Source organism: Streptomyces sp. NBC_00316, from assembly GCF_036158715.1.
GTDB lineage: Bacteria > Actinomycetota > Actinomycetes > Streptomycetales > Streptomycetaceae > Streptomyces.
Genome location: NZ_CP108023.1, coordinates 4,150,059 through 4,173,999, shown reverse-complemented (window position 1 = coordinate 4,173,999; position 23,941 = coordinate 4,150,059). Strand labels below are relative to the sequence as shown.

Annotated in this window: 19 protein-coding genes, 1 tRNA gene and 1 pseudogene; 11 read left to right on the top strand and 10 right to left on the bottom strand. The window is 70.6% G+C overall.

What is annotated here, in order from left to right; all coding sequences use genetic code 11:
- The first annotated feature begins 586 nt into the window (after positions 1-586).
- From OG878_RS18550 to OG878_RS18525, 6 genes are all read left to right on the top strand, one after another.
- On the top strand, positions 587-1,069 hold the full coding sequence (locus tag OG878_RS18550; RefSeq protein WP_006380568.1) for a CarD family transcriptional regulator: 483 nt from the start codon (positions 587-589) through the stop codon (positions 1,067-1,069).
- 299 nt (positions 1,070-1,368) lie between these two features.
- Complete coding sequence (gene ispD / locus OG878_RS18545) at positions 1,369-2,115, top strand: 2-C-methyl-D-erythritol 4-phosphate cytidylyltransferase (protein WP_328887818.1); 747 nt, start codon at positions 1,369-1,371, stop codon at positions 2,113-2,115.
- A complete protein-coding gene (ispF, locus tag OG878_RS18540; protein WP_328887817.1) occupies positions 2,105-2,602 on the top strand; it encodes a 2-C-methyl-D-erythritol 2,4-cyclodiphosphate synthase in 498 nt (165 codons plus the stop codon). Before ispD ends, ispF begins: the two co-directional genes overlap by 11 nt.
- A gap of 813 nt (positions 2,603-3,415) precedes the next feature.
- The gene (cysS, locus tag OG878_RS18535) at positions 3,416-4,819 is read left to right on the top strand and encodes a cysteine--tRNA ligase (protein WP_328887816.1); all 1,404 of its coding nucleotides are present in this window, start codon (positions 3,416-3,418) and stop codon (positions 4,817-4,819) included.
- 81 nt (positions 4,820-4,900) lie between these two features.
- On the top strand, positions 4,901-5,857 hold the full coding sequence (gene rlmB, locus OG878_RS18530) for a 23S rRNA (guanosine(2251)-2'-O)-methyltransferase RlmB (protein WP_328887815.1): 957 nt from the start codon (positions 4,901-4,903) through the stop codon (positions 5,855-5,857).
- A 231-nt stretch (positions 5,858-6,088) separates the two neighbouring features.
- Entirely contained in the window at positions 6,089-7,714 is a 1,626-nt protein-coding gene (locus OG878_RS18525) for a DoxX family membrane protein (RefSeq protein ID WP_328887814.1), read from the top strand.
- 86 nt (positions 7,715-7,800) lie between these two features.
- On the opposite strand, the gene OG878_RS18520 is transcribed toward OG878_RS18525, so the two are convergent.
- From OG878_RS18520 to OG878_RS18510, 3 genes are all read right to left on the bottom strand, one after another.
- Positions 7,801-8,520 carry a nucleotidyltransferase family protein gene (locus tag OG878_RS18520; protein ID WP_277327576.1) on the bottom strand — a complete coding sequence of 240 codons (720 nt, stop codon included), beginning with the start codon at positions 8,518-8,520 and terminating at the stop codon, positions 7,801-7,803.
- 35 nt (positions 8,521-8,555) lie between these two features.
- A complete protein-coding gene (locus OG878_RS18515; protein ID WP_328887813.1) occupies positions 8,556-8,969 on the bottom strand; it encodes a hypothetical protein in 414 nt (137 codons plus the stop codon).
- 236 nt (positions 8,970-9,205) lie between these two features.
- Positions 9,206-10,342: an ABC transporter ATP-binding protein gene (locus tag OG878_RS18510; protein ID WP_328887812.1), complete on the bottom strand. Its 1,137-nt coding sequence runs from the start codon at positions 10,340-10,342 to the stop codon at positions 9,206-9,208.
- 422 nt (positions 10,343-10,764) lie between these two features.
- On the opposite strand from OG878_RS18510, the gene OG878_RS18505 reads away from it, so the two are divergent.
- Positions 10,765-10,838, top strand: a tRNA-Thr gene (locus tag OG878_RS18505).
- A 45-nt stretch (positions 10,839-10,883) separates the two neighbouring features.
- Here the strand turns inward: OG878_RS18505 and OG878_RS18500 are convergent.
- A pseudogene (locus tag OG878_RS18500) lies at positions 10,884-11,162 on the bottom strand (tyrosine-type recombinase/integrase); the annotation flags it as partial.
- Between the two features lie 145 nt (positions 11,163-11,307).
- On the bottom strand, positions 11,308-12,234 hold the full coding sequence (locus tag OG878_RS18495; RefSeq protein WP_328887811.1) for a YcxB family protein: 927 nt from the start codon (positions 12,232-12,234) through the stop codon (positions 11,308-11,310).
- Between the two features lie 342 nt (positions 12,235-12,576).
- Here OG878_RS18495 and OG878_RS18490 point away from each other — a divergent pair, with 342 nt between their 5' ends.
- On the top strand, positions 12,577-12,957 hold the full coding sequence (locus tag OG878_RS18490; protein WP_328887810.1) for a hypothetical protein: 381 nt from the start codon (positions 12,577-12,579) through the stop codon (positions 12,955-12,957).
- Between the two features lie 104 nt (positions 12,958-13,061).
- On the opposite strand, the gene OG878_RS18485 is transcribed toward OG878_RS18490, so the two are convergent.
- The 4 genes from OG878_RS18485 to OG878_RS18470 all read right to left on the bottom strand — a co-directional run bounded on the left by OG878_RS18485 (position 13,062) and on the right by OG878_RS18470 (position 17,670).
- A complete protein-coding gene (locus OG878_RS18485; RefSeq protein ID WP_328887809.1) occupies positions 13,062-14,399 on the bottom strand; it encodes a YncE family protein in 1,338 nt (445 codons plus the stop codon).
- A gap of 671 nt (positions 14,400-15,070) precedes the next feature.
- Positions 15,071-15,835, bottom strand: coding sequence for an FAD:protein FMN transferase (locus tag OG878_RS18480; protein ID WP_328887808.1), 765 nt, complete (start codon positions 15,833-15,835; stop codon positions 15,071-15,073).
- Positions 15,828-16,307 (bottom strand): FMN-binding protein, encoded by a 480-nt coding sequence (locus OG878_RS18475; protein ID WP_328887807.1) that lies wholly within the window; start codon positions 16,305-16,307, stop codon positions 15,828-15,830. The genes OG878_RS18480 and OG878_RS18475 overlap by 8 nt, the downstream gene beginning before the upstream one ends.
- A gap of 10 nt (positions 16,308-16,317) precedes the next feature.
- Positions 16,318-17,670, bottom strand: coding sequence for a ferredoxin reductase family protein (locus OG878_RS18470; protein WP_328887806.1), 1,353 nt, complete (start codon positions 17,668-17,670; stop codon positions 16,318-16,320).
- A gap of 282 nt (positions 17,671-17,952) precedes the next feature.
- Between OG878_RS18470 and OG878_RS18465 the strand changes: the two genes are divergently transcribed.
- From OG878_RS18465 to OG878_RS18455, 3 genes are all read left to right on the top strand, one after another.
- On the top strand, positions 17,953-18,705 hold the full coding sequence (locus tag OG878_RS18465) for a response regulator transcription factor (protein WP_328887805.1): 753 nt from the start codon (positions 17,953-17,955) through the stop codon (positions 18,703-18,705).
- A gap of 14 nt (positions 18,706-18,719) precedes the next feature.
- A complete protein-coding gene (locus OG878_RS18460; RefSeq protein WP_328887804.1) occupies positions 18,720-20,228 on the top strand; it encodes a sensor histidine kinase in 1,509 nt (502 codons plus the stop codon).
- A gap of 580 nt (positions 20,229-20,808) precedes the next feature.
- The gene (locus tag OG878_RS18455) at positions 20,809-22,392 is read left to right on the top strand and encodes an ABC transporter substrate-binding protein (protein WP_328887803.1); all 1,584 of its coding nucleotides are present in this window, start codon (positions 20,809-20,811) and stop codon (positions 22,390-22,392) included.
- Positions 22,393-22,509: 117 nt separating this feature from the next.
- Here OG878_RS18455 and OG878_RS18450 read toward each other — a convergent pair whose 3' ends face one another.
- On the bottom strand, positions 22,510-23,928 hold the full coding sequence (locus tag OG878_RS18450) for a DUF6177 family protein (protein ID WP_328887802.1): 1,419 nt from the start codon (positions 23,926-23,928) through the stop codon (positions 22,510-22,512).
- Positions 23,929-23,941 lie beyond the last annotated feature (13 nt).

The following is a 23,941-nucleotide window of genomic DNA, read 5'->3' as shown; positions in this document are numbered from 1 at the left end:
GCGGCGTAAAGCCGCCCTAAGGGTGTGTCAGCGGCCTTAGGTTACCGAGCCGTCGTCCCCGCTCCGCACCCGACCCGCCCCTGATGCCCGCGGGCATCAGGGGCGTCGCTCCGCCGGCCTGCCGCTCGCCGGTCCCCGGGTCGCGGTCTGCGTACCTGCTCAGGCCCCCGCCTCCGGTGATTCGCATGCTGTTCACATAACCGGCTTGATCAATTCCTGGGGCCTTGACGCATTCCTTGCACATAATCTCCGCAACGGCCGGTCGTTGATCAATTTCATTGACCACCGGCACTTACGCCCGTGCGGGTGATCGATCTCCGAACGGAGTACGGAAAGTCCACCATCTGGAACCCGGCAAAACGGGACGTTCGGCCACTTCGTGGAGGGTTCGAGGGCATGTGACGTAGGCGTTTCGCCTCGCCCGCACAGCCGCTCCGACCTGCGAATACCGTCTCCGGGAAGCCTTCCGCAGCACGTTCGTGACGCTGTTGTCAAGCCCTGAGATATGCCCTGACCTGCGAAAACGCCATTCAGGAGAAGCTGTTCTCGTGTTACTCTGGATAGCCACGGAAGGGGTACCTGTCACATGACGTTCAAGGTTGGCGACACCGTGGTCTATCCCCATCACGGGGCCGCGCTGATCGAGGCTATCGAAACTCGCCAGATCAAAGGCGTGGACAAGACCTACTTGGTGCTCAAGGTCGCCCAGGGCGACTTGACGGTTCGTGTGCCGGCGGACAATGCGGAGTTCGTGGGTGTGCGCGACGTAGTCGGGCAGGAGGGGCTGGACCGGGTCTTCGAGGTGCTGCGCGCACCGTACGCCGAAGAGCCGACGAACTGGTCCCGGCGCTACAAGGCAAATCTCGAGAAGCTCGCCTCCGGCGATGTCATCAAGGTCGCCGAAGTGGTTCGCGACCTGTGGCGTCGTGAGCGCGAGCGTGGTCTCTCCGCAGGTGAGAAGCGCATGCTCGCCAAGGCTCGCCAGATCCTGGTGAGCGAGCTCGCTCTCGCGGAGAACACGAACGAAGACAAGGCCGAGGCTCTGCTCGACGAGGTCCTCGCGTCCTGACCCGGATCGCACCGGTCGTAAATAAATGTGCCGCGGTGCCCGCTGACCAGCCGTATTCACGGTGTGTCGTCGGGCGCTGCGGCATGTCCGGATGCGGTGCGGACCATCCCTACGACACGTAGCGATATCTTGCTCGCGATCTTGCAGAGCCGACCCCGAGCGGCCGATGCGACTTCCCCGACCCCGACCGGGTGTCACGGAAAGGGTCCCGGTCAGGTCAAGCGTCGCGTCCGGCTCGCTTGTGGCCATACCCATGTCGGCTGTGGAAACAAACATGCTGATGCTTCGGAGTGCAACCGATGTCTGATCAATCGCGTCCGTACCGCACCGCCGCGGTGATTCCCGCCGCCGGCCGCGGCGTACGGCTCGGCCCGGGCGCCCCCAAGGCGCTCCGCGCGCTGAGCGGGACGCCCATGCTCATCCACGCGGTACGGGCCATGGCGGCGTCCCGGTACGTGTCCCTGGTGGTCGTGGTCGCACCGCCGGACGGCGCGCCCGAGGTCAAGCACCTGCTGGACGAGCACGCCCTGCCCGAACGCACCGACTACGTCGTCGTGCCGGGCGGCGACACCCGCCAGGAATCCGTCGGGCGCGGCATCGACGCGCTGCCCGAGGACATCTCCGTCGTCCTCGTCCACGACGCGGCCCGCCCGCTGGTGCCCGTCGACACCGTGGACGCGGTGATCGAGGCCGTACGGGACGGGGCACCCGCCGTCGTCCCCGCACTGCCGCTCGCCGACACCGTCAAGGAGGTCGAGCCCGGCGCGCCCGGAACACCCGAGCCGGTGCTCGGCACCCCCGTACGCGCCCGGCTGCGCGCCGTGCAGACCCCGCAGGGCTTCGACCGGGACACGCTGGTCCGCGCCCATGCGACGGTCGCCGTCGACGGCGACGGCGCGACCGACGACGCAGGCATGGTCGAACAGCTCGGGGCGCCCGTCGTGGTCGTACCCGGGCACGAAGAGGCATTCAAGGTGACCCGGCCGCTGGACCTGGTGCTGGCCGAGGCGGTTCTCGCACGCAGGAGGGCGAACGATGGCTTCTGAGCACGCTCCCGTCATTCCGCAGGTCGGGATCGGGACCGACATCCACGCCTTCGAGGAGGGCCGCGAGCTGTGGTGCGCGGGGCTGCTCTGGGAGGGCGAGGGGCCGGGGCTGGCCGGCCACTCCGACGCCGACGTCGTCGCGCACGCGGCCTGCAACGCGCTCTTCTCGGCGGCCGGGCTGGGCGACCTGGGCCGGCACTTCGGGACAGGGCGCCCCGAGTGGTCCGGTGCCGCGGGCGTGACGCTGCTGACCGAGGCGGCGCGGATCGTACGGGCCGAGGGGTTCGAGATCGGGAACGTCGCCGTCCAGGTCATCGGCGTCCGGCCGAAGATCGGCAAGCGGCGCGACGAGGCGCAGAAGGTGTTGTCGGCGGCGGTCGGTGCGCCGGTCTCGCTGTCGGCCGCGACGTCGGACGGGCTGGGGTTCACGGGGCGGGCGGAGGGCCTGGCGGGGGTCGCGACGGCCCTGGTCTACCGGGTGACCTGACCCGCGCCCCAGCGTTTTTGCTGCCCCGGTCCGGGGTTCGGGGTTCCGTCCTCAATCGCCGGACGGGCTTGATGTGGTTGCCCGGCAACGGACGGGCGCCGTCGCCTCTGCCCGGTGGTGGGGTGGGTGGTGCCCCTCCGGGGCGTCTCCTCGGGACTGGCGCGGAAGCCGGCGACGCGGACGAGCCCGGCACGTAACGCCAGCCCCTGCGGGGACTCCCCTGCACGGCCCCACCCATGTATCACCCGCGTCTGCACCCCGGTGGTCGTGACAGGCCCCCGCCCCCGGATGTCGTAACAAGAAGACGCCGCGGAGGTCGTAACAAGAAGGCCCCCCGGTGGTCGTGACAGGAAGGCCCACCCGCCCGCAGGCGCGCACCGGCCGGTCCGGGGACGTGCAGGGGGGTCCCCGCAGGACGACGAACAAAGACCCGGGCTCCCCCGACAATGAACCCGAACGTTCGTCGTTTGAGGAGACACCCCGGAGGGGCCCCGGACCACCACCCACCGAACCAAGGCGACCGCACCCCCGGAGAACGGCGCCGGCCATCAAGCCCGTCCGGCGATTGAGGACGGAACCCCCCGCCCCGGAGGGGCCCCGGACCACCACCCACCGGAGAAAGGCGACGGCAAGCTCCCGACCCGGGGGCAGACACCCCAAGCCCGTCCGGCGATTGAGGACGGAACCCCCGCCCCGGGACAGGGGCACTCCACGACGGACGACGACCCGTTCGAGGGGCACTGGCACAAAGTTGTCCGCCACGATCCCCAAAGGGGTCGCGGGGCACTGGTGTGGGCCCACTACCCTTGAGGGGTGACTATTCGCCTGTACGACACCAGCGCCCGGCAGATCCGTGACTTCGTACCGCTCACAGCGGGCTGTGTCTCGATCTACCTCTGTGGCGCGACCGTCCAGGCCGCCCCGCACATCGGGCACATCCGGTCGGGGCTGAACTTCGACATCATGCGCCGCTGGTTCGCCTACCGCGGTTACGACGTCACGTTCATCCGGAACGTCACCGACATCGACGACAAGATCATCAACAAGTCGGCCGAACAGGGCCGCCCCTGGTGGTCGATCGGGTACGAGAACGAGCGCGCGTTCAACGACGGCTACGACGCGCTCGGCTGCCTCCCGCCCACCTACGAACCGCGCGCGACCGGCCACATCACCGAGATGATCGAGATGATGCGCGGTCTCATCGAGCGCGGCCACGCCTACGAGGCCGACGGCAACGTCTACTTCGACGTGCGGTCCTTCCCCGGCTACCTCGAGCTGTCCAACCAGGACCTGGACGACCTCCGCCAGCCGTCCGGCGAGGGCGAGACCGGCAAGCGCGACCAGCGCGACTTCGCGATGTGGAAGGCGACCAAGCCGGGCGAGCCGAGCTGGGAGACGCCCTGGGGGCGCGGTCGGCCCGGCTGGCACCTGGAGTGCTCCGCCATGGCGCACAAGTACCTCGGTACCGCCTTCGACATCCACGGCGGCGGCATCGACCTGATCTTCCCGCACCACGAGAACGAGATCGCCCAGGCCAAGGCGTACGGCGACGAGTTCGCGAAGTACTGGGTGCACAACGGCTGGGTCACCATGTCCGGCGAGAAGATGTCGAAATCGCTCGGCAACTCCGTGCTGGTCAGCGAGATGGTCAAGACCTGGCGGCCCATCGTGCTGCGCTACTACCTCGGCACCCCGCACTACCGGTCGATGATCGAGTACAGCGAGGAGGCCCTGCGCGAGGCCGAGTCCGCGTTCGCCCGGATCGAGGGCTTCATCCAGCGCGTCATCGAGAAGGCGGGCGGCGAGGTCGAGCCCGCCTCCGAGGTGCCGCTCGCGTTCGCCGAGGCGATGGACGACGACCTGGGCGTCCCGCAGGCGCTCGCGATCATCCACACCACGGTCCGGCAGGGCAACGCCGCTCTCGCTGCCGACGACAAGGAAGCGGCCGTCGCACGGCTTGCGGAGGTACGGGCCATGCTCGGCGTCCTCGGCCTCGACCCGCTCGACCCGCACTGGGCGGGCGAGGGCGACCGCGGCGCGGATCTGCACGGGGTCGTCGACACGCTCGTGCGCCTCGTCCTGGACCAGCGTCAGTCGGCCCGCGACCGCAAGGACTGGCCCGCCGCCGACGCGATCCGCGACCAGCTCAACCAGTCGGGCCTCGTCATCGAGGACAGCCCGACCGGCCCACGATGGACTCTCGGCCCGCGCCAGTAGTCCTCACCGTGTGCCGCCCGGCGATCCGGGCGGCACACTTTCATTACGTACGCACGTCTGAAGCAACGAAACAGGTAGGTCATGGCCGGGAACAGCCAGCGCAGGAACCGCCGCACGTCCAACAAGAAGGGCATGCAGGTCGGCAGCGGTGGCCAGCGACGCCGTGGTCTCGAAGGCAAGGGACCGACGCCGCCTGCCTCCGCCCGCAAGGGACACAAGAAGAACCGGATCGCGAACGCCCAGGCCAAGCAGGCCGCGGCCCGCCGTCCCGCGCCCCGGCGCGGTGGCGTCAAGGGCACGTCCGAGATGGTCGTGGGGCGCAACCCGGTCTACGAGGCGCTGCGCGACGGCGTCCCCGCGACCACCCTCTATGTCCAGCAGTACATCGACAACGACGAGCGGGTCCGCGACGCGCTCCAGCTCGCCGGTGAGCGCGGCAACATCAACCTGATGGAGGCGCCGCGCCCCGAGCTCGACCGGATGACGAACGGCCTGAACCACCAGGGTCTCGTCCTCCAGGTCCCGCCGTACGAGTACGCGCACCCGGAGGACCTCACCGCCGCCGCGTACGACAACGGCGAGGACCCGCTGATCGTCGCGCTCGACGGGGTCACCGACCCGCGCAACCTGGGTGCGATCGTCCGCTCCGTCTCCGCGTTCGGCGGCCACGGCGTGGTCGTGCCGGAGCGCCGCGCGGCCGGGATGACGGCCGGCGCCTGGAAGTCGTCGGCGGGCACCGCGGCCCGTACGCCGGTCTCCCGGGTGACGAACCTGACCCGCGCCCTGGAGGGCTACCAGAAGGCCGGCATCACGGTCGTCGGCCTCGCCGCGGACGGCGAGCACACCGTGCAGGACCTCGAGGCCCTCGGCGGCCCCGTCGTCATCGTGATCGGCAGCGAGGGCAAGGGTCTGGGCCGGCTGGTCGGCGAGACCTGCGACTACCTGGTGAGGATCCCGATGCCGGGTGGCGCGGAATCGCTGAACGCCGGTGTGGCGGCGGGCATCGTGCTGTACGAGACGGCCCGCCGCCGCGCCTGAGGCACCGTCGGCTCCGCCGGACCGGCCGGGAGCGGAGCGGAAGCGAAGGGGTGCGGGTGCCGCCGGCGCACGGGTGCGCCGGTGGCCGGGATCTCGCGGCTCCCGCCCCCCGGAAAAGCACCCGGTCGGGCGTCCGCCGACGGAGCGGTGACATCCGCCACCACCTGTTGACGGGCCTCGGACACTTCAGGCCCGTCAAGGCAGTGTCCTAAACACAGATCACTCGGTTAGATGAGTGTGGACACCAGAACGCCGCGGTTCGACGAACTGCCCGCCCTGAGCATGACCAAGGTGGACTGCGACCCTGCGCAGGTCATCGTCAGCCACGCCAGCTTCCGGGTGCGGCTCGCGCCCGGCCAGCGGGTACGGCTGCGCGGTGCAGCCCCCGTGGGGCCGGTCAGGATTCCCGCGATGAGCGGCTCCGGCGCCGGGCGCGGCAGGCGCGCACCCGTCGTGTGGAGCGGCAGGTCCGCCCCCGGCGACCCCGGCGCCACCGGACTTCTCCAAGCCGTACGGAACTCCACCGCGGGCCGTGTGGGCGACACGTACGGCGCGTACGACTCGTACGGCTCCGGGTTCGACGACGGACGCGGCGGCGCTGTCACACAGGTCGCCCCGCCCCTGGACGACACCCAGCCGACCCCCGTCATCACGGCACCGCACCAGCCCGGCTTCCCCGGCAACGGACCGCTGCTGCCGCCCATGCGGCAGGCGGTCGGCGCCTACGACCCCGTGGACACCGGACCGTACGAGGAAGAGCCTTACGAGGACGACGAGTTCGAGGAAGCCCTCAGGGCCAGGCCGCAGCGCCACGGTGTCGACGCCGTCCGGCACGCCTACTACCCCGGCCGCCGGATGAACCTCGGGGTCGTGCTCCTCCCGATGCGGGTCTTCCTCGGCTTCATCTCCATCTACGCCGGCATGGGCAAGCTCTGCGACCCCGTCTACTTCGACGGCGGCGACCGGGGCTCCATGGTCAAGTGGCTGGCCTCACTGCACCCTTGGGCGCTCGCCGAACCGCTGCGCGACTTCGCGCTCACGCACCCGGTCGGCGCCGGACTCAGCGTTGCCTTCCTCCAGGTCGTCGTCGGTGTCCTCACCGTCCTCGGCCTGTGGCAGCGCGTCGCCGCCTCCGTCGGCGCCCTGCTCTCCGCCGCCCTGCTGGTCACCGTCAGCTGGCGCACCGTCGCCGTCTACGACGCGCCGGACATCATCTACCTCGCCGCCTGGAGCCCGCTGGTCATCGCGGGCGCCCCCGTCTACTCCGTCGACGGACGGCTGGCCGGCGAGGCCTGGCGCAGGCTCGGCCCGCGCTCCGCGATCTGGGACCTGCGCCGCCGGGTACTGCGCCGCGGCGCAGTCGTCGCCACCGTCGTCGTCGGGCTCACCCTGCTGGTCGGCTCGATGCTCGGCGGCGCCGTGCGCTCCTCCGAGGTTGTCACGGTGCCCGGCCCGAACGACGAACCGACCAACCAGCTTCCCGGTTCCCCGCTCCCGCGGGAGTCCACCGGCAGCCCCTCCCACACTCCCGCAGGCCGGAAGCCCGCACCGTCGCGCTCCAGCGCCGCCACCATCCCGTCGGCCCCGGCATCCACACCCGGTACGGGCACGGTCCGCGAATCCGGCCAGGCCGCCGGCGCCGGACAGCCCAGCCAGACACAGGGCACCGGCCGCCGGACTCCGCAGCAGACGCCCCCGCAGCCCCCGGCCACCAGCGCCGGACCTACCTCGTCCGGTTCCACCGGCACGGGCGGTGGCTCCACCGGCGGCGGGTCGACCGGCGGCGACTCCACGGGCTCGACGTCCGGCGGCACGTCGGGCGGCGGCCGCAACCCGATCGGCGGGCTGCTCGGCTGAGGAGCAAGGAGCACGGCAGAGAGGGGCGGTCGCCGGGTCTCCGGCGACCGCCCCTCTCCTTCTCCGTACCCGGCAACCGCCCCGCCTCAGCGGGCCTGCGGGCCGTCCAGCTCCCTCGCCGCCTCGGTCAGGTCCTTCGCCGTGTCGATGGCCCGCCAGTACGCCCCCAGCGGCAGCGGATACCCGGCCAGCCGGCGCTCGCGGGCCAGTCGCGGGAACGTCGTCCGCTCGTGGTCGCCGCGCTCCGGCAGCAGCGTCGTGAACAGCGGCGAGAAGACGTACACACCCGCGTTGATCAGATACGGCGACGGCGGCGACTCGATGAAGTCGGTGATGTGCCCGAACGCGTCCGTCTCCACGGCACCCCACGGGATACGGGGACGGGCCAGCGCCAGCGTGGCTGTCGCATCACGCTCCGCGTGGAAGGCGGCCATCTCACGCAACGAGAAACGGGTCCAGATATCGCCGTTCGTGGCGTACCAGGGCTCCGAAGGGTCCGGGAGCCGGGCTGCAGCGTGCTTGAGGCCACCCCCGCGGCCCAGCGGCTCCGACTCCACGACGGTCGTCACCCGCAGCGGCAGCACCGCTTCGGCGAGCCACTCCTGAAGCACCTCGGCCAGATGACCGCACGACACGACGGCATCGGTCACGCCCTCGGCGGCCAGCCAGGAAAGCTGATGGCCGATGATCGGAGTCCCGGTTCCCGGGATCTCGACCATCGGCTTGGGGCGGTCATCGGTGTACGGGCGCAGCCGTGACCCCTGGCCACCCGCCAGGATCACGGCCTGCGTCGGATACGTATGCATGGCAGGCACGATATGCCGTGCCCGGGCCGTGCCGGTCAGCTGAACTGCGCGACACCCGAGGCGAACGACGTGTCGCAGACCGGCCGGGAGAACCGGTGCGCCCGCACCGGCCCGTACTGCTCGACCGCGGCCCGGCCCAGCGCCTTGGCGATCGCCATGCAGTGCCGGGCGAGCGTCGGGCGGCCTTCGACGGACCGCTGGAGGTCCGTCAGCGCGACACCCGGGTCCTTCTGCTGGAGCTCCAGGAGCAGCCGGTCGCGCAGCACGTCCTGCGGGGCGCGCGCTGCGGCACGCTTCGAGACGGGCTGTGCCGACGCGGTGAGTACCTGCGACTCGGAGTTGTGCGCTGCCCACGGCACACGGGTGACCGCGAGGGTCCCGGACAGGACCATGACGACGGGCAGGACAAGAGCGAGAGTTCGGCCGATGCGGCGCGCGGTGTGGGTCACGCAGCGAGCGTAGCGGGGAGTGATGATTTGGCGACATTTCGTCACCCTTGCGGGGGACGGCTCACGGGTGCTTTTCGCATCACTGGTTGACGACAGTTGGTGAAATAACCGAAGTGTCAGGGTATTTGGGGCAGATGCCGGCCGCCCCGGATCGAAACCCGGACACGCATATCGGCACGCGAACGGCCCCGCACCACAGGGGTGCGGGGCCGTTCGCGTACGGCGTGTGTGCGACGTCAGTCGGTGAGACGCTCGCCCGTCGACGTCGAGAAGACGTGCAGCTCGTCCGGGCGCGGCACGACGTGCAGCTTGGTGCCCTTCTCCGGCACGGCGCGGCCGCCGACGCGGACCACGAGGTCCTTGTCCTGGCCGCCGACCTGCGCGGAGCCGTAGACGAAGCCGTCGGCGCCGAGCTCCTCGACGACGTTGACCGAGACGGCCAGACCGGCCGGGGCGTCGGCGCTGTCCTTCGAGAGCGTCTTGGCGGCGGCGCCACCGTGCTCGACGATGTCGAAGTGCTCCGGGCGGATGCCGACCGTGACCGTGGTGTCGCCGCGGTCGGCGGCGGCGGTGAGCGCCTCGCGGGAGACCGGGACGACGCTGTTGCCGAACTTCACGCCACCGTCGGTGATCGGGACCTCGACCAGGTTCATGGCCGGGGAGCCGATGAAGCCGGCGACGAAGAGGTTGGCCGGGCGGTCGTACATGTTGCGCGGCGAGTCGACCTGCTGCAGCAGACCGTCCTTGAGGACCGCGACACGGTCACCCATGGTCAGGGCCTCGACCTGGTCGTGCGTGACGTACACGGTCGTGATGCCGAGACGGCGCTGCAGCGACGCGATCTGCGTACGGGTGGAGACACGGAGCTTGGCGTCGAGGTTCGACAGCGGCTCGTCCATGAGGAAGACCTGGGGCTCACGCACGATGGCGCGGCCCATCGCGACACGCTGGCGCTGACCACCGGAGAGCGCCTTCGGCTTGCGGTCCAGGTACTCGGTGAGGTCCAGCATCTTGGCGGCCTCTTCGACCTTCGCCCGGATCTCGGTCTTGTTGACACCGGCGATCTTGAGCGCGAAGCCCATGTTGTCCGCGACGGACATGTGCGGGTAGAGCGCGTAGTTCTGGAACACCATGGCGATGTCCCGGTCCTTCGGCGGCAGGTGCGTGACGTCGCGGTCACCGATGCGGATCGCACCGCCGTTGACGTCCTCGAGACCCGCGAGCATGCGCAGGGAGGTCGACTTGCCACAGCCGGAAGGACCGACGAGGACGAGGAACTCACCGTCCGCGATGTCGATCTCGAGCTGGTCCACCGCGGGCTTGGTGGAGCCGGGGTAGATGCGGGACGCCTTGTCGAACGTGACACTGGCCATGCTGAATCTTCTCCTCCACCGGCAGGAACGTGCCGGACGATCCGAGTAAGGGAGTGGTCTGGTCCACTTGAGTGAACCTCCAGCGACGCTACCTGGCCATTTCGAATCTGTCAGTAGTTCTCGGGCGACTGAAATCTCGCATCGGGACCTGGCGGCCGGAACGACGTACCTCCGCTCCCGTACATGCGGGCAGAACCAGGGACTCTCGGCCGCCGTGCACCCGGCGCCGCCTCCTTCGCCGCCCGCCGCCGGCCCGGCGCCATCCTGAGGGCCGCACCCGGCCGGTCCCGCAGGGGCTCCACGGGCAGGTCGGCCGACGGCCGATGACCGAGTGGTCACGGTGCGGAAGAACTTCGTGGATCAGGAGTCGGGCTGCTGTGTAGAGTGAGGGAACTTGCGCGCGCGGCTTTGCCGTCCGCGTTGCCTCCTTAGCTCAGCTGGCCAGAGCAACGCACTTGTAATGCGTAGGTCATCGGTTCGAATCCGATAGGGGGCTCAGATGAAGCCCAGGTCAGATCTGCTCTGACCTGGGCTTTTGTCGTCAGCGGATGCGGCGGCGGGCGCGGGAGCGGGCCGCGCGGCGGGCCCCAGTCTCAGTTCTGGTCTCAGTCGCGGGCCTAGACGCCGGTTCCGGGGCAGGCAGGAAGGCGTCTCCCATGCGGCGCATCGCGTCCTTCGAGAGATGCGAGCGGCCCTTGACGTAGCGGCGCGTCTGACTGATCCGGGTGTGCCGAAGGATCTCCATGATCGTCGGCATGTCCATCCCCAGTTCATTCAGGATCGTGCCCGCCGTGTGACGGCTTCCGTCGTAGAGACGACGGCATCAAGACTGGGGGTCCACTCGCCCACAGCGGCTCACCATCGGTGTCAGCGACCGCGGTAGAACTTTCTCTACTTCATCGAGATCTTCGGCACCTGCGGCGGCTGCGCCGCAGGTGTCGCCGAAGAGTGAGCTCGGGGCCCGCTCAGAAGTCGTAGCAGGCGTAGTCGCCGTCGGGGCCCCGGGTGATCCGGTCCGAGCCCCAGCAGTGCAGCATCGGCCCGATGCGGTAGAGGGCGGCGCCGCCGACCAGCAGCACGGCTGCGGCGAGCACGGCGGTCACGATCCGCATCACCTTCATCCGCCGTACGGCCCACCATGCGCCGGCGACGGCAGGCAAGCCCAGGATCAGGGCAACGGCCGAGACCGGCGCGTTGTTGTGCTGGAGCCCGGGGAGGGCATCTGGGTCCGCGGCCTTCTGGACGGCGGCATAGGCGAAGAAGAACAGCACCAGCCCGAGGAGCAGCAGCCCGACGACGCCCGCTCCGCGCCCGACGGCCCGGCCCCGGCTCGGCGCCGCAGCGGCATCCGCGCGTACGAGGTGCTGATCGAGGATCGCCCGCAGCCGGCCCGCGTCCTCCGGGTTGCTCAGGCCGCGCTTGGGCAGGACGACGACGCCGACGGCGGACTTGTCGGCGCTGAGCAGCACGAACAGCTCCGGGGTCTCCGCATAGCGCGGGTACAGGTGCCAGTCGAGAGTGGCCGAGCTGTGGGCGGTGGTGAGGCGGATCCCCGTCTCGTCGACGACGGCGCGGAAGTCGCCCTGCCGCTCGCTGAGCCGGTGGAGCTGGCGGGCCTGCAGCCGCGGCACGGCGGTCATGAAGGCAACGAACGCCAGCGCCAGGTACAGGTGCCACGGTGTGTCACGGTGGCCGTCGCCGAGCGTCGAGAGCAGGACTCCGACGGCCGTGACCACCAGCGTGTAGATCAGCAGCCGGCGCCGGTAAAGGCCCGCTCTGGTGCTCTTCGCCCGGGTGCGGATCGCTGCCGCGAGGTCGTCAACGGTGGGCCGGTAGGCCAGCTCCACCGGTCTCTCCGCGACGGCGTCCGTCGCTTCCCGGCCTTCGGCCATGTCCCCTCCCCGGTTCGGTGATCAACCGGATCGTAGCGCCGGGGAGGGACGGGACCCGCTCGAGGCCAGGAGGCGGGAGCGGAGGGCCAGTTCGCCGACGGCACCCCGTTCGGCCTCGGAGAACAGCGGAACGGCCGTTGTCGCACCGGGTCGGCCTCCTGACCTCGCGCAGGACTGTCACGGATGGTCATTTGCGAGAGTCGCGGAACGTGACCACCTGTCGCCAGACCGCGGCCGGCGCTACTTCGGCGATCACGGGCGCCGGAGGCGCCCTCCCTTCTCTCGAAGAGCGTCTGATTCCGGGGCGGTGACCGATGTGCGTGCCGCTGCTAGCGTCCGTGCATGAGACACCCCGTCACCGCCGTCCTCATAGCTGCTCTTGTGCCGCTCGCAGCGTGTGTTCCCCGTGAAAGCGGGTCAACTTCGACTCCGCGCCCCCACGTGGTCGCCGGTATCGACAGCGACTCCCTGAGTGAGGGGGAACGCCTCTACCTGGACGACGTCCTGGAGAAGGCCCCGGGTACCAAGTCAGGTGCGGAATGGAGGACGCATGTCATCTCAGCGCAGAAAGCCGACCTTGACATGCTCTTCGACGGCGAGCGGATTGACTTCTGCAAAGGCGCCCCCCGACGTGATCAGAACTCCTTCACCGCACAAATGGGACGCGACAAAGGGGCTTTCACGTTCCTCCGCCAGGAGGCTGCGCGCGCGCACCTGTGCTGACCCGGGTGCCGCCCGGCCAGGCCCCGGGCGTCGCATGGCACAGCTACTGAGGTCAAAGGCCCCGGACCGATCATGGTCCGGGGCCTGGTGGGGTGCTCAGGGTGCTACTTGGTGATCGTCACCGCAGTCTGGGTCGTTGCGGGCAGGTGCTGGCCGTCGCCCTTGTAGGTGGCGGTGTAGGTGATGTCACCCGTCTCGCGTGGGCGTTCCGTGAACGTGAACTCGCCCGCCGCCGTGGAGACGGGGAGGGTGCCGACCGGAGTGCCGGTCGGGTGTTCCGCGTCCGTGCGCGTCACTTCCACCGTCGTGCCGGCCGGGAAGGGCTCCGCTGCCCACAGCTGTCCGGTGACGGTCAGGTCCTTGCCCTTGTGGGAGGTTGCGGGGGCCTGGAGGCGGAGCGTGGTGTCCAGCTTGCCGGCGTCCGGGAGGACGTGGAGCGTGGGGGCGCTGCCGTAGGAGAAGCCGGTGATTGCGAAGAGGCGGTTCTCGTCCGGGGCCCAGGCGAGGCCGTCGCGCTGGAGGTCGTTCACGGCGTACTCGCGGAACGCCGGCCAGGTGGAGCCCGGGCGGTAGGTTTTTACGAAGTCGCCGTCCGCGCCCGTCGCCACTGTTCCGTCGGCAGCCACGGCCACCGCGTTCGGGAATTGCCAGCTCGAGTGGTAGCCGTTCGACGACAGGTCCGACAGGCGGACGATCTGGTGGTCGGACGGGTTGTTCGCCGCGACGACGATGTTCTGGCCGTCCGCCGTCACCGCGAAGTCGTTGAGGTACGAGATCGACGGCGACGAGGAGAAGGAGCGCTCGGTGCGCTTTTGCAGGCCGCCGGCCGCCGTGTCGTAGACCGCCAGGGTGGCCGGGCTGACGCCCTCCTCGCCCGCCACCAGGACGTTCGGGTCGGCGGGGGACGATGCCAGGGCCGGGGCGTAGTACCAGTACCGACCGCTCGGGACGAGCGTCGCCGCCGGGGCCGGAGAGGCCACGTCGAGCGAGCCGATGCCGCCGTTGCTGTCGACCGTGTAGCCGAACCACAGCTTGCCGCCCGCCATCGCCAGGCTCTGGGGCGAGGTGTCCGCGCCGGTCGGGTAGCGGTGGGTCTCGGTGAGGGTGGCGGTGTCGATCTCGGCGATCGCGCCGACCGTCGACAGGGCCACGTACAACTTGCTGGAATCCGCCGAGAGTACGAGGCCTGCGGCCCCCTCCTCGGCGGTGATCTGCTGGACAACCGCGCCCGTGTAGTCGGTGACGACGATGCTGCCGCCAGTCGGGTCGCTGACGAACACCCGGTCGTGCACTCCGTCGACGACGATGTCCCGGAACGAGGAGCTGGGCAGCGCCACGCTCGTCTCCTCGGCCGTGGCCGTCACTGCCCCCGCCCCGATCAGGGTTAGCGAGCCGATCAGTGTCGCTGCTACCGCGACGGCGGTGCGTTTGTAGATGCGCAAGTGGAGAAAGCCTCCTTGAGTTGGGGCGGCCGTTTTCGACCTCCCAGTGGAAGAGCGCTGGGAGGTGGACATGTGTCACACGGCCGCGTCGAGGTATGTCCACGTGCGCTGTTTCTTGCCGACCGGGTGGCGGTGTGACGGAGGGGTCGTCGATAGGTGCGTTCGGTCAACCTGCGGCCAGGACGCCAGCATGGAGGCCCGCCGGCCTCGTACGACCAGGTCGCGGCATTGAAGGGACGCGTCACGGAACGGTATTGAAAGCCGTCACCGTGCGAGCGCGGTAGAACTTTCGCTATTTCAGTCGATGTTCACGCTCAGGGCACCCGAAAGGTGCAACGGCGGCCGCTCGCGCTTCACCGCAACTGGATCAGGGCTGCTACGACCCGTCCGGCACGACGCAAGGGCGTTACGCACAACGGGGAGCAGGTCGACTAAACCCCACAAGGCGCCCCGCAGCCACGCGCCGCGGGGCGCTCCCGCGCGAGCGTAGCCAGGAGAGTCGCAGGGACTGTGCGGACCCGTCGGGCACGCTGGGTCCGAGTCGGCCCAGAAGCACGCGGCGGGCGGGAGCTAGGCGTGGTCGCGAAGCTCATCGACAAGGCGGGATGGGGCGCTTCACCGACAGCAGCTCTGTCAAGCAGCCACAGGACTTGCTGCAGGTGCCTTTCCTCCTACCGGAGGTACACCCCGAGCCCCTTCGTGCACCGCACCGCCCCGTCCTCGAGGATCAGCAGCGCCTCCGTGCCGTCCAGCGACTCCAGCCACGGCAGGGCCCGTTCGGACCCCATCGCGAAGGCCGCAGTCGCCCAGGCGTCCGCCCAGGTCAGGCTCGGGGCCACCACGGTGACGGCGGCCAGGTCCGCTTCGGCGGCCAGACCTGTGTGCGGATCCACGATGTGCCGGCCGCGCTCGGCCGTGCCGGACGACGCCACTGCCACTTCACCCGCCCCCGAGACGATCGCCGCCAGAGCGCCCGGCCGAAGCGGGTCGGCCACCCCGATCCGCCACGGCCGGTCCGGCCCCGGAGCCCCGTACAACTGCGCGTCGCCGCCACCGTTCACGCTCACGCCGTCCACACCCGCCCCAGCGATCCGCCGTGCCGCGCGCTCGGTCGCCCACCCCTTCACCAGGCCCGTCGGGTCGACCGACCCCGCGTACGTCGCGCTGAACCAGCCCCCGCTGAGCCGCTCCGCCTCCCCGCACAGCGCCAGTACCGCGCACACCTCCGGGTCGCAGTCCGCGGTGGTGAGCTCGCCGCGCGCCAGCCGGGAGACCTGGCTGCCTTCGCGACAGGTGCTGAACACCTCGTCCACGCGGTGGAGCTCGGCCACCGCCGCGTCCAGCGCCTGCCGGACACCGCTCGGCCGGCCGCCGCGGATGTCGAAGGAGAAGACCGTGCCCATGACCTCCTCGACATGCCGCCACGGCTCAGCCATCGGCCTGGTCCAGAGCGGACTGCAGGGACGTGCGGTACCCGTCGCTGGTGTACGTGGCTCCCGTGACGGTGTCGATGTCGGCGCTCTGCGCGGCCAGCGCCTCACGCGTCAGCCGGGGTATCGCGTAGCTGTTGATCTGCTGGTCCCTCGGGTTCTCCTGGGGGTACGTGACTGCGGTGACGTCGGTGAGCTTGCCGTTCTTCACGGTGACACGGACCTGTACGGGGCCGTAGCGGGTCTGGACCGAGTCCCCGGTGACGGTCTTCGTGCCCGTGGCCGACCCGCTCGATCCGGTGGACCCGCTCGATCCTCCGGAGCCGGCCGACGCGCTCGAGCCGACCGACGGGGCGGCTACGGCGGCCCGCGGGGTCGTGTGCGGCTTCAGCGACAGCAGCAGCACCATCCCGGAGACGGTGGCGGCGCTCGCCAGCACGATGCGGCGCAGCGGACGGTTCTTCTTCAACCCGTGCATTTCTACGGCCTCACAGTTCGAACGACTCGTGCTGGATACGGCGGTCCGGAACCCCGGCGGTGCGCAGTGCCTCGTACAGGTCCTGGGCGAATCCGTGCGGCCCGCACAGGTACACGTCGTGCCCGGCGAGGTCTTGCACGGCCGCGCGCAGGGACTCGGCCGTGAAGCTGGGGCGCTGTCCGTGCGGACCGTTGAGCGCGTACAGCACCTTCGCCCCGCGCCACCGCGCGATGGCCTCGAGCTCCCCACCCAGGGCGAGGTCCTCGGTCGTGCGCGCCCGGTAGAGGAGGGTGACGTCGCCGGGCAGCGTCTCGAACAGGGCCCGCAGCGGGGTGATGCCGACACCGCCCGCGATCAGCAGGGACTTGTGCGCGGTGCTCCGGTCGGCGGTCAGCGACCCGTAAGGGCCCTCCGCCCACACCCGCGTGCCCGGCCGCAGCATCGGGACGGCGGCGCTGTGGTCTCCGAGCGCCTTGATCGTGATCCGTAGCAGGTCCTGGCGGGGCGGCGCCGACAGGGAGTACGGCGTGGAGGTCCAGCGCATGCCCTCCGTGAGGAACCGCCAGCGGAAGAACTGCCCCGGTCGCGCACCCAACTTGCGCAGCTGCCGCCCGCGCATGACGACCGAGTACACGCCCGGCGCCTCCCGGTGCACGGACTCGATGCGCAGCCGGTGACGCAGGTTCAGCCGCACCGGGGCGAGGATCCGGAACCACACCACCAGGGCGGCGGCGCCCAGGTACAGCACGTACCAGGCCGCCTGCGCCGGGCCGTCGCCGGTGAAGTCGGACCCGAGGGCGAGCTGGTGGCCGAAGGCGAGGAAGACCGCGGCGTACGTGAGCAGGTGCACGTAGTACCAGAACTCGTGGCTGACCCGGCGGCGCACGGCGCGGGCCGAGGTGATCCCGACGGCGAACAGGACGACTGTGCCGGCGGTGCCCTTGAGCATCTCCGGGTAGTCCAGGACCACCGTGAGCGTCTCGTGCACGATCGAGGAACCGTCCTGGGCGGCGTACCCGAAGAGGATCAGCACGACGTGGGCGACCAGCAGGCAGATCGTGTAGCGGCCCGCCATCGCGTGCCAGCGTGCCACCCGGTCCGAGCCGATCCGCCGCTCGAGGAGCGGGACACGGGCCATCAGCCCGACGAGTACGGCGCAGGCGTAGCCGCACAGCAGCCCCGCGATCCGCCCGGCCCCGGTCAGCCAGCCCGCCGTGCCCACGACCGACCCCGTGTCCTGCCACCACAGGGCGACCACCGCCGCGGCACCGCCCCACAGGAAGGTGAGCACCGGGCCGGCGGGGGAGCGCCGGGGCTCGGGAGGCGCAAGGGCCACCGCCCCCTGCTCGTACACCGTCGTCATCCACTCGTCCTTTCGGCCGTCTGCGAGGCAACCTGCGGCTGTCGGCGAAGCGCTGCCGCCGTGCACGGGACCGAGACGGGTCCTGCGCGTGCCCGGGACGCAACTGTGCCGCTGGAACCTTTGAGCCGGCTCTGAGCGCACGGCGAGCGGCACAGCCTTCGGCGCAGGTGGTACGGGGTGGCGCGGCCCGGAAGGCCGGACCGGCGGTACGGGACTCAGAGGAAACTCAGAGCCCGAGGGCGGCAGACCCCGGCCCGGAGACGCCGCATCCTGGTACGTGCGATGAACACTCCCCGCTCCCGAGGCTCCGGCCTCCCCGCCCTCACCCGACCCGACGGCACTCCCCTCCGGGTTCTCGTCGTCGACGACGACCCCGACCTGGCCGAGGTCCTGTCCGGCGCGCTGCGGTACGAGGGCTGGGAGGTGCGGACGGCCGGTGACGGCGCCTGTGCCGTCACCGAGGCGCGCGAGCTGCTCCCCGACGCCGTCGTCCTCGACGTGATGCTCCCGGACACCGACGGCTTCGCCGTGCTGCGCTCGCTGCACGCCGTACGTCCCGACGTGTGCGTGCTCTTCCTGACCGCACGGGACGCCGTCGAGGACCGCATCGCGGGCATCACGGCGGGCGGCGACGACTACGTGACGAAACCGTTCAGCCTGGAGGAGGTCGTCGCCCGGCTGCGCGGACTGTTGCGCCGCGCCGGCATGGCCCGGCAGCAGGAGGAGGACGGGCCGCGGCTGACCGTCGGCGACCTGGTCATGGACGAGGAGGCCCGCGAGGTCACCCGCGGCGGCGAGCTCATCGAGCTGTCCCCGACCGAGTTCGAGCTGCTGCGCCTCCTCATGCGCAACCCGCGGCGCGTGCTCAGCAAGGCGCAGATACTCGACCGAGTGTGGTCGTACGACTTCGGTGGCCAGGCCCACGTCGTCGAGCTGTACATCTCCTACCTGCGCAAGAAGGTGGACGCGGGCCGCGCATCCATGATCCACACGGTGCGGGGCGCCGGCTACGTGCTCAAGCCGGTGGTCCAGTGAGAACCCGTAGCCCTGTGACCACGGGCCCGCGGCACCGGCTGTCGCGCCTGTCCTGGCCCCACACGCTCCGGGCGCGGCTCACCGCCGGCCTCGTCGTGCTGCTCGCGGTCAGCTGTGCCGCCGTCGGCGTCGCAGCGGTGGTCGAGCTGGACGGCTTCCTCACCGGCCGCCTCGACCAGCAGCTGCGCGGTGTCGGCGAACGGTTCCCTGCGAGCCTGGAGCACGACGGGCGGCTGCCGTCGGACCACGACGGCGACGAGTACGCCGACACCCGCCGGCAGGCCACCGGCACCTTCGGCGCCCGGCTGCTCGGTGACACGGTCACCAACGCCGCGGTGGTGGGCTCCACCAGCGGCACGGGCGATCTGTCCGCTCCGCTGAGCACCGGGGACAGGAGGGAGCTCGCCGCGGTGCCGGCCGACGGCCGAGGGCACACTGTCGACCTGTCGTCGCTCGGCGCGTACCGCCTGATGGCGGTCGGGGGCAAGGACGGCGACGTCCTGATCACCGGACTGCCGATGGAGCCCGTGGAGGCCACCCTCCACCGGCTGGAACTGGTCGCCGCGATCGTCTTCGGCGCGGCACTCGCCATCACCGGCGTCGCGGGGGCCCTGTGGGTGCGCTGGTCGCTACGGCCACTCAGCAGGGTGGCCGCGACCGCTGCCCGCGTCAGCGAACTGCCACTCGCCAGCGGCGAGGTGGCCCTTCCGCCGCGCGCACCCGAGACCGACCCGCGCAGCGAGGTGGGCCGCGTCGCCGACGCCTTCAACCGGATGCTCGGCCATGTCGAGGACGCGCTGACCAAACGGCACGCGAGCGAGGAACGGCTGCGCAGCTTCGCCGCCGACGCCAGCCATGAGCTGCGCACTCCGGTGGCGTCGGTCCGCGGCCACGCCGAACTGGCGCTGCTGCACCCCGGCGACGTGCCCCCGAAGGTGGTGCGGGCCCTGGAGCGCATCGCGGCGGAGTCGGCCCGTATGGGCGAGATGGTCGACGACCTGCTCCTCCTTGCCCGCCTCGACGCGGGGCGCCCGCTGGAACGCCGCCCCGTCGACCTCACCCGCCTGGTCCTGGACGCGGTCACGGACGCGCAGGCCGCAGGCCCCGGCCACCGCTGGACGCTGGAGCTCTCCGAGGAGCCGGTGAGGGTGACGGGCGACGGCCACCGGCTCCAGCAAGTGCTGGCCAACCTGCTGGCCAACGCACGGCTGCACACACCCGCCGGTACCACGGTGACTGTCTCCCTGGAATACGAGGAGTCCGAGGGGCCGGACAAGGCGACGGCCGCACTGAAGGTCCACGACGACGGCCCCGGCGTTCCCCCGGAGGTCCAGCCCGGAGTCTTCGAGCGCTTCACGCGGGCGGACCGCCGCCGCACCGAGGGCCCGGGCGGCGGCGCCGGCCTCGGACTGTCGATCGTGGCGGCGGTCGCCGAAGCCCACGGCGGAGGGGTCACGCTCGACAGCAGTCCGGGATCGACGACGTTCACGGTTCGGCTGCCCGCAAGCAGCGAGTCCTCCTAGCCAGTGCCCCTCCCGGCAAGCTTTGCCCTGTTGCGATTGAGGACCCCCGGGGCGCATTCGCCCCGGGGGTCCGGTCGGTCACTGCGTCAGCCGTGGATCACGGCCGGCGGGTCACGACAGCTTGTAACCGCCGGGACCCACTCGCCGTGACCTACGAATTTCCCTCGTTTCTGCCTGCTGTTCACCAACTGCCGGGGGCGTAAGGAGGGTCTGCCACTCCGCCCTTATGATTCAGACGGCAAGATGCTCGCCTCCCTGGTCCGGATGCGCGGAGCATCCCCGCGTCTGGAGGGGGGACCGCGGACGGAGGCTGGGCACAGCAACGACTGCACCCGGTTCACTGCCGTGATGGAGAAGATCCGGATGCCTCGGCACCGGCCCGGTACAGCGACGGGTCCGGCCTGACCGTGTCCTGGGCGGCAAGGGCTACAGCTCCCGCCCGTCCGGACCTGGATCAGGCGGCGGGGCAGCGGCGACACCATCCCCGAACGGGCCGACCAGATCCGCAACCGGCGGTTCCTGATCAATCACGGCGGCGCAGGCGCCCCAGCGCAGCCGACAGAGAGCACGAGGCAGTTCTGTGAACATACGCAAACGGTGGACGGCTCCCCTCGGGGCCGGACTCGCGGTGGCCCTGCTGGGCGGCTGCGCCTTCCAGTCCGATGGAGGCGATGCCGAGTCCGGCGACTCGATCGTCGTGGGCATGTCGGACGACGTCCTGGCCGCGGATCCGGCTTCGGGCTACGACCCGGGGTCCTGGCTGCTGTTCAACAATGTCTTCCAGTCCCTGCTCAGCTTTCCCCGAGGGGAATCGACCCCTCAGCCGGAAGCGGCGAAGTCCTGCTCGTTCGCGGACGGCAGCAGGACCTACCGGTGCACGCTCCGCGACGGCCTGAAGTTCAGCAATGGCGACAGCCTCACCTCCGAGGACGTCAAGTACTCCTTCGAGCGGGCGATCAGGATCGACGACCCCGGCGGCCCCGCGCCGCTGCTCTCCACGATCGCGAAGATCAACACTCCGGACGAGCGAACGGTCGTCTTCCAGCTCAAGGTTCCGGACGCCACCTTCCCCAGCAAGATCGCCTCGGGCGCCGGCTCCATCGTGAACCACCGCGAGTACCCGGCGAACAGCCTGCGCAAGGACGGCAAGGCCGTCGGGTCGGGTCCCTACAAGCTGAAGTCCCTCGACAAGTCGAAGGCCGTCTTCTCGGTCAACTCCGGCTACGAGGGCACAGCGCGAGTGAAGAACTCGGGCATCACCCTCGAATTCTTCCGGGGCGACCAGAAGAAGCTGGCGTCGGCGCTGCAGAAGGGTGACATCGATGTCGCCTACCGTGGTCTGACCGCGCAGGACACCTCCCGGCTGGAGGAATCCAGCGCCTCGGCCGACAAGGGCATCGACGTCGTCGAAGGCACCAGCGCCGAGGTGCAGCACCTGGTCTTCAACATGAAGGACCCGGTGGTCCGGCAGCTCCCCGTGCGCAAGGCCATCGCGTACCTGGTCAATCGTGACGCCCTCGTCAGCCAGGTCTACCACTCGACGGCCACCCCGCTGTACTCGATCGTCCCGGCCGGCATCACGGCCCACAACACCGCGTTCTTCGACAAGTACGGCGGGAGCCCGCAGCCGGACAAGGCGGAAGAGGCGCTGCGTGGCGCGGGCATCACCGACAAGGTGAAGCTCACGCTGTGGTCCACGCCGAGCCGCTACGGCCCCGCCACCGACGCCGAGTTCCGGGCGATCGCCCAGCAGCTCAACGCGAGCGGACTGTTCGAAGCGCAGGTCAAGTCCCTCCCCTTCGACCAGTACGAGAAGCGGATAGCGGCCGGTGAGCTCGGCGTCTACGTGAAGGGCTGGGTCCCGGACTACCCCGACCCGGACAACTTCACCCAGCCGTTCTTCGGCAAGGACAACGTCCTGCAGAACGGCTACGAGAACGACGACATCACCGACCGCATCATTCCCGACGCCGCCTCCCGGGCCGAACGGGGCACCACCGAGAAGGCCTTCAACGAGCTTCAGGACGACGTGGCCGAGGACCTGCCGATCCTGCCGCTGTGGCAGGGCAAGCAGTATGCGGTGGCGGACGACAACATCTCCGGCCTGGAGTGGACCCTGGACACCTCGACCGTCTTCCGCTTCTGGGAGATCAGCAAGTACTAGTGCTGTGACCGGAACTAGCTGTTCCGTACGTCCTGGAACGGTGAGGGCCTTCCGGCCCGGTGCAGTCGACGAATTCGCACCGGGCCGGAAGGCCCTCCCGCCTCACCGTGATGCCGGTCAGGCGCCCTTCAGGTGGCGCATCAGGCGTTCGAAGTCCTGCCAGCCCGACAGGTCCGACGGGTCGCCCGGCAGCGGGTAGTACAGCGCGGGGCGGGTCTTCGGACCGAGCTGTACCGGGGGCTCGGACAGCGGGGTGCGGCGGGCGCGGTCGCCGGGCATCTCACGGACCTCCTCCGCGCCGAGCACGAACGCCACCGGGACGCCGGGGCCTTCGAAACGGGGCGGTACCGCCAGGTCGCGGCGGGCCTTGCGGATCTGGACCAGCATCGACTGCAGGTGGTGGCGGGTGGCGAGGATCTCCGCGACCCGGGGCAGCGCGTCCACCGGCGGCTGCTCGCCGGGCCCGTAGCCGAACGCCAGGGTGACGTCCTCCTCCACGCCCGCCGTCGTGCGGCTGATGCGGACCGTGGCGAGGCCGGGCCGGTCCGGGCTGCCGACCACGACGACCCAGGTCGGCGCCGGCGACCTGTCGTGGGCGACATCGGTCAGCTGGCGCAGCGACCAGGGCAGGTTGGCGGGTTCGGCGGTGCCCCAGCCGGCCGGTGGGTTCCCGGTGAGTTCGCGCCATACCGATTCCAGTGCGCCGCCGAGGACGAGCCGGTCGTCGGCGGGGTGGACGGTGCGGAACGAGAGGGCGAGCTGGCGTTCGCCGGTGTCGGTGAATTCCTTGAAGGCGGCGGCGACCGGGGTGCGCGGGTCGTCGGGGGTCGCGTCGGCCGCCTCGACGGTGGCGAACATGCCGTCCTGCCAGCGCAGGACGGCGCCGGACAGACCGTCGTAGTAGCCGTCCTGCTCGTCCTGCACGACCCAGCGCGACGGCCAGCCGGGCAGGCTGCCCCGTACGGCGGGGGAGAGTGTGGTTCCGGGTGAGGTGACGATCTGGAGGCCGATCTCGGCGTTGGCGGTGGCCCGGAACGCGTCGGAGAGCCAGGCCGTCATGGCCACCACGGGCCGGTCCTGGATGACGACGGCGACCTTGTCGGTGAGCGCGTCGATCGCGGGCTGTGCGGCGGCGGGTGTGGGTGCGACGGCGACGCCCTCGCTCTTCACCACGGCGACGGAGCGTGCGGCCTCCGGCGGCCAGGCGGAGCCGCCCGAGAGGGTGATGAGGCGGGCCGCGAACGTGCCGGCGATCCGCTCGGCCTCCTCGACGCCGGTGGTGGCGCGTGCTTCGGTCCACCAGAACGGAACGGCGGGTGCCGTTGCCCCGAGCAGCCGCTCGGCCTCGCCCGCGACCTGCACGAGCAGGGGTGCCTCGACGGAGACGAGGGGCCGGCCCTCGGGGTCGCACAGCTGTACGACGGCACCCTCGCCGACCGTCTCCACCAGCTTGTCGGGGCCTCCGGAGAGCAGGCCCGCGATCACGCTGAGCGGGTCGGGCATTTTCGGGGTGAGGGCGATGACGTCCTTGGTCATGTGGTCGTCCGGT

Bases quoted from the DNA above. Each gene is read 5' to 3' on its own strand.
- OG878_RS18550 (WP_006380568.1), top strand. From the start codon at position 587: ATGACGTTCAAGGTTGGCGACACCGTGGTCTATCCCCATCACGGGGCC.
- ispD (WP_328887818.1), top strand. From the start codon at position 1,369: ATGTCTGATCAATCGCGTCCGTACCGCACCGCCGCGGTGATTCCCGCC.
- ispF (WP_328887817.1), top strand. From the start codon at position 2,105: ATGGCTTCTGAGCACGCTCCCGTCATTCCGCAGGTCGGGATCGGGACC.
- rlmB (WP_328887815.1), top strand. From the start codon at position 4,901: ATGGCCGGGAACAGCCAGCGCAGGAACCGCCGCACGTCCAACAAGAAG.
- OG878_RS18525 (WP_328887814.1), top strand. From the start codon at position 6,089: ATGAGTGTGGACACCAGAACGCCGCGGTTCGACGAACTGCCCGCCCTG.
- OG878_RS18520 (WP_277327576.1), bottom strand. From the start codon at position 8,520: ATGCATACGTATCCGACGCAGGCCGTGATCCTGGCGGGTGGCCAGGGG.
- OG878_RS18510 (WP_328887812.1), bottom strand. From the start codon at position 10,342: ATGGCCAGTGTCACGTTCGACAAGGCGTCCCGCATCTACCCCGGCTCC.
- OG878_RS18495 (WP_328887811.1), bottom strand. From the start codon at position 12,234: ATGGCCGAAGGCCGGGAAGCGACGGACGCCGTCGCGGAGAGACCGGTG.
- OG878_RS18490 (WP_328887810.1), top strand. From the start codon at position 12,577: ATGAGACACCCCGTCACCGCCGTCCTCATAGCTGCTCTTGTGCCGCTC.
- OG878_RS18480 (WP_328887808.1), bottom strand. From the start codon at position 15,835: ATGGCTGAGCCGTGGCGGCATGTCGAGGAGGTCATGGGCACGGTCTTC.
- OG878_RS18475 (WP_328887807.1), bottom strand. From the start codon at position 16,307: ATGCACGGGTTGAAGAAGAACCGTCCGCTGCGCCGCATCGTGCTGGCG.
- OG878_RS18470 (WP_328887806.1), bottom strand. From the start codon at position 17,670: ATGACGACGGTGTACGAGCAGGGGGCGGTGGCCCTTGCGCCTCCCGAG.
- OG878_RS18465 (WP_328887805.1), top strand. From the start codon at position 17,953: ATGAACACTCCCCGCTCCCGAGGCTCCGGCCTCCCCGCCCTCACCCGA.
- OG878_RS18450 (WP_328887802.1), bottom strand. From the start codon at position 23,928: ATGACCAAGGACGTCATCGCCCTCACCCCGAAAATGCCCGACCCGCTC.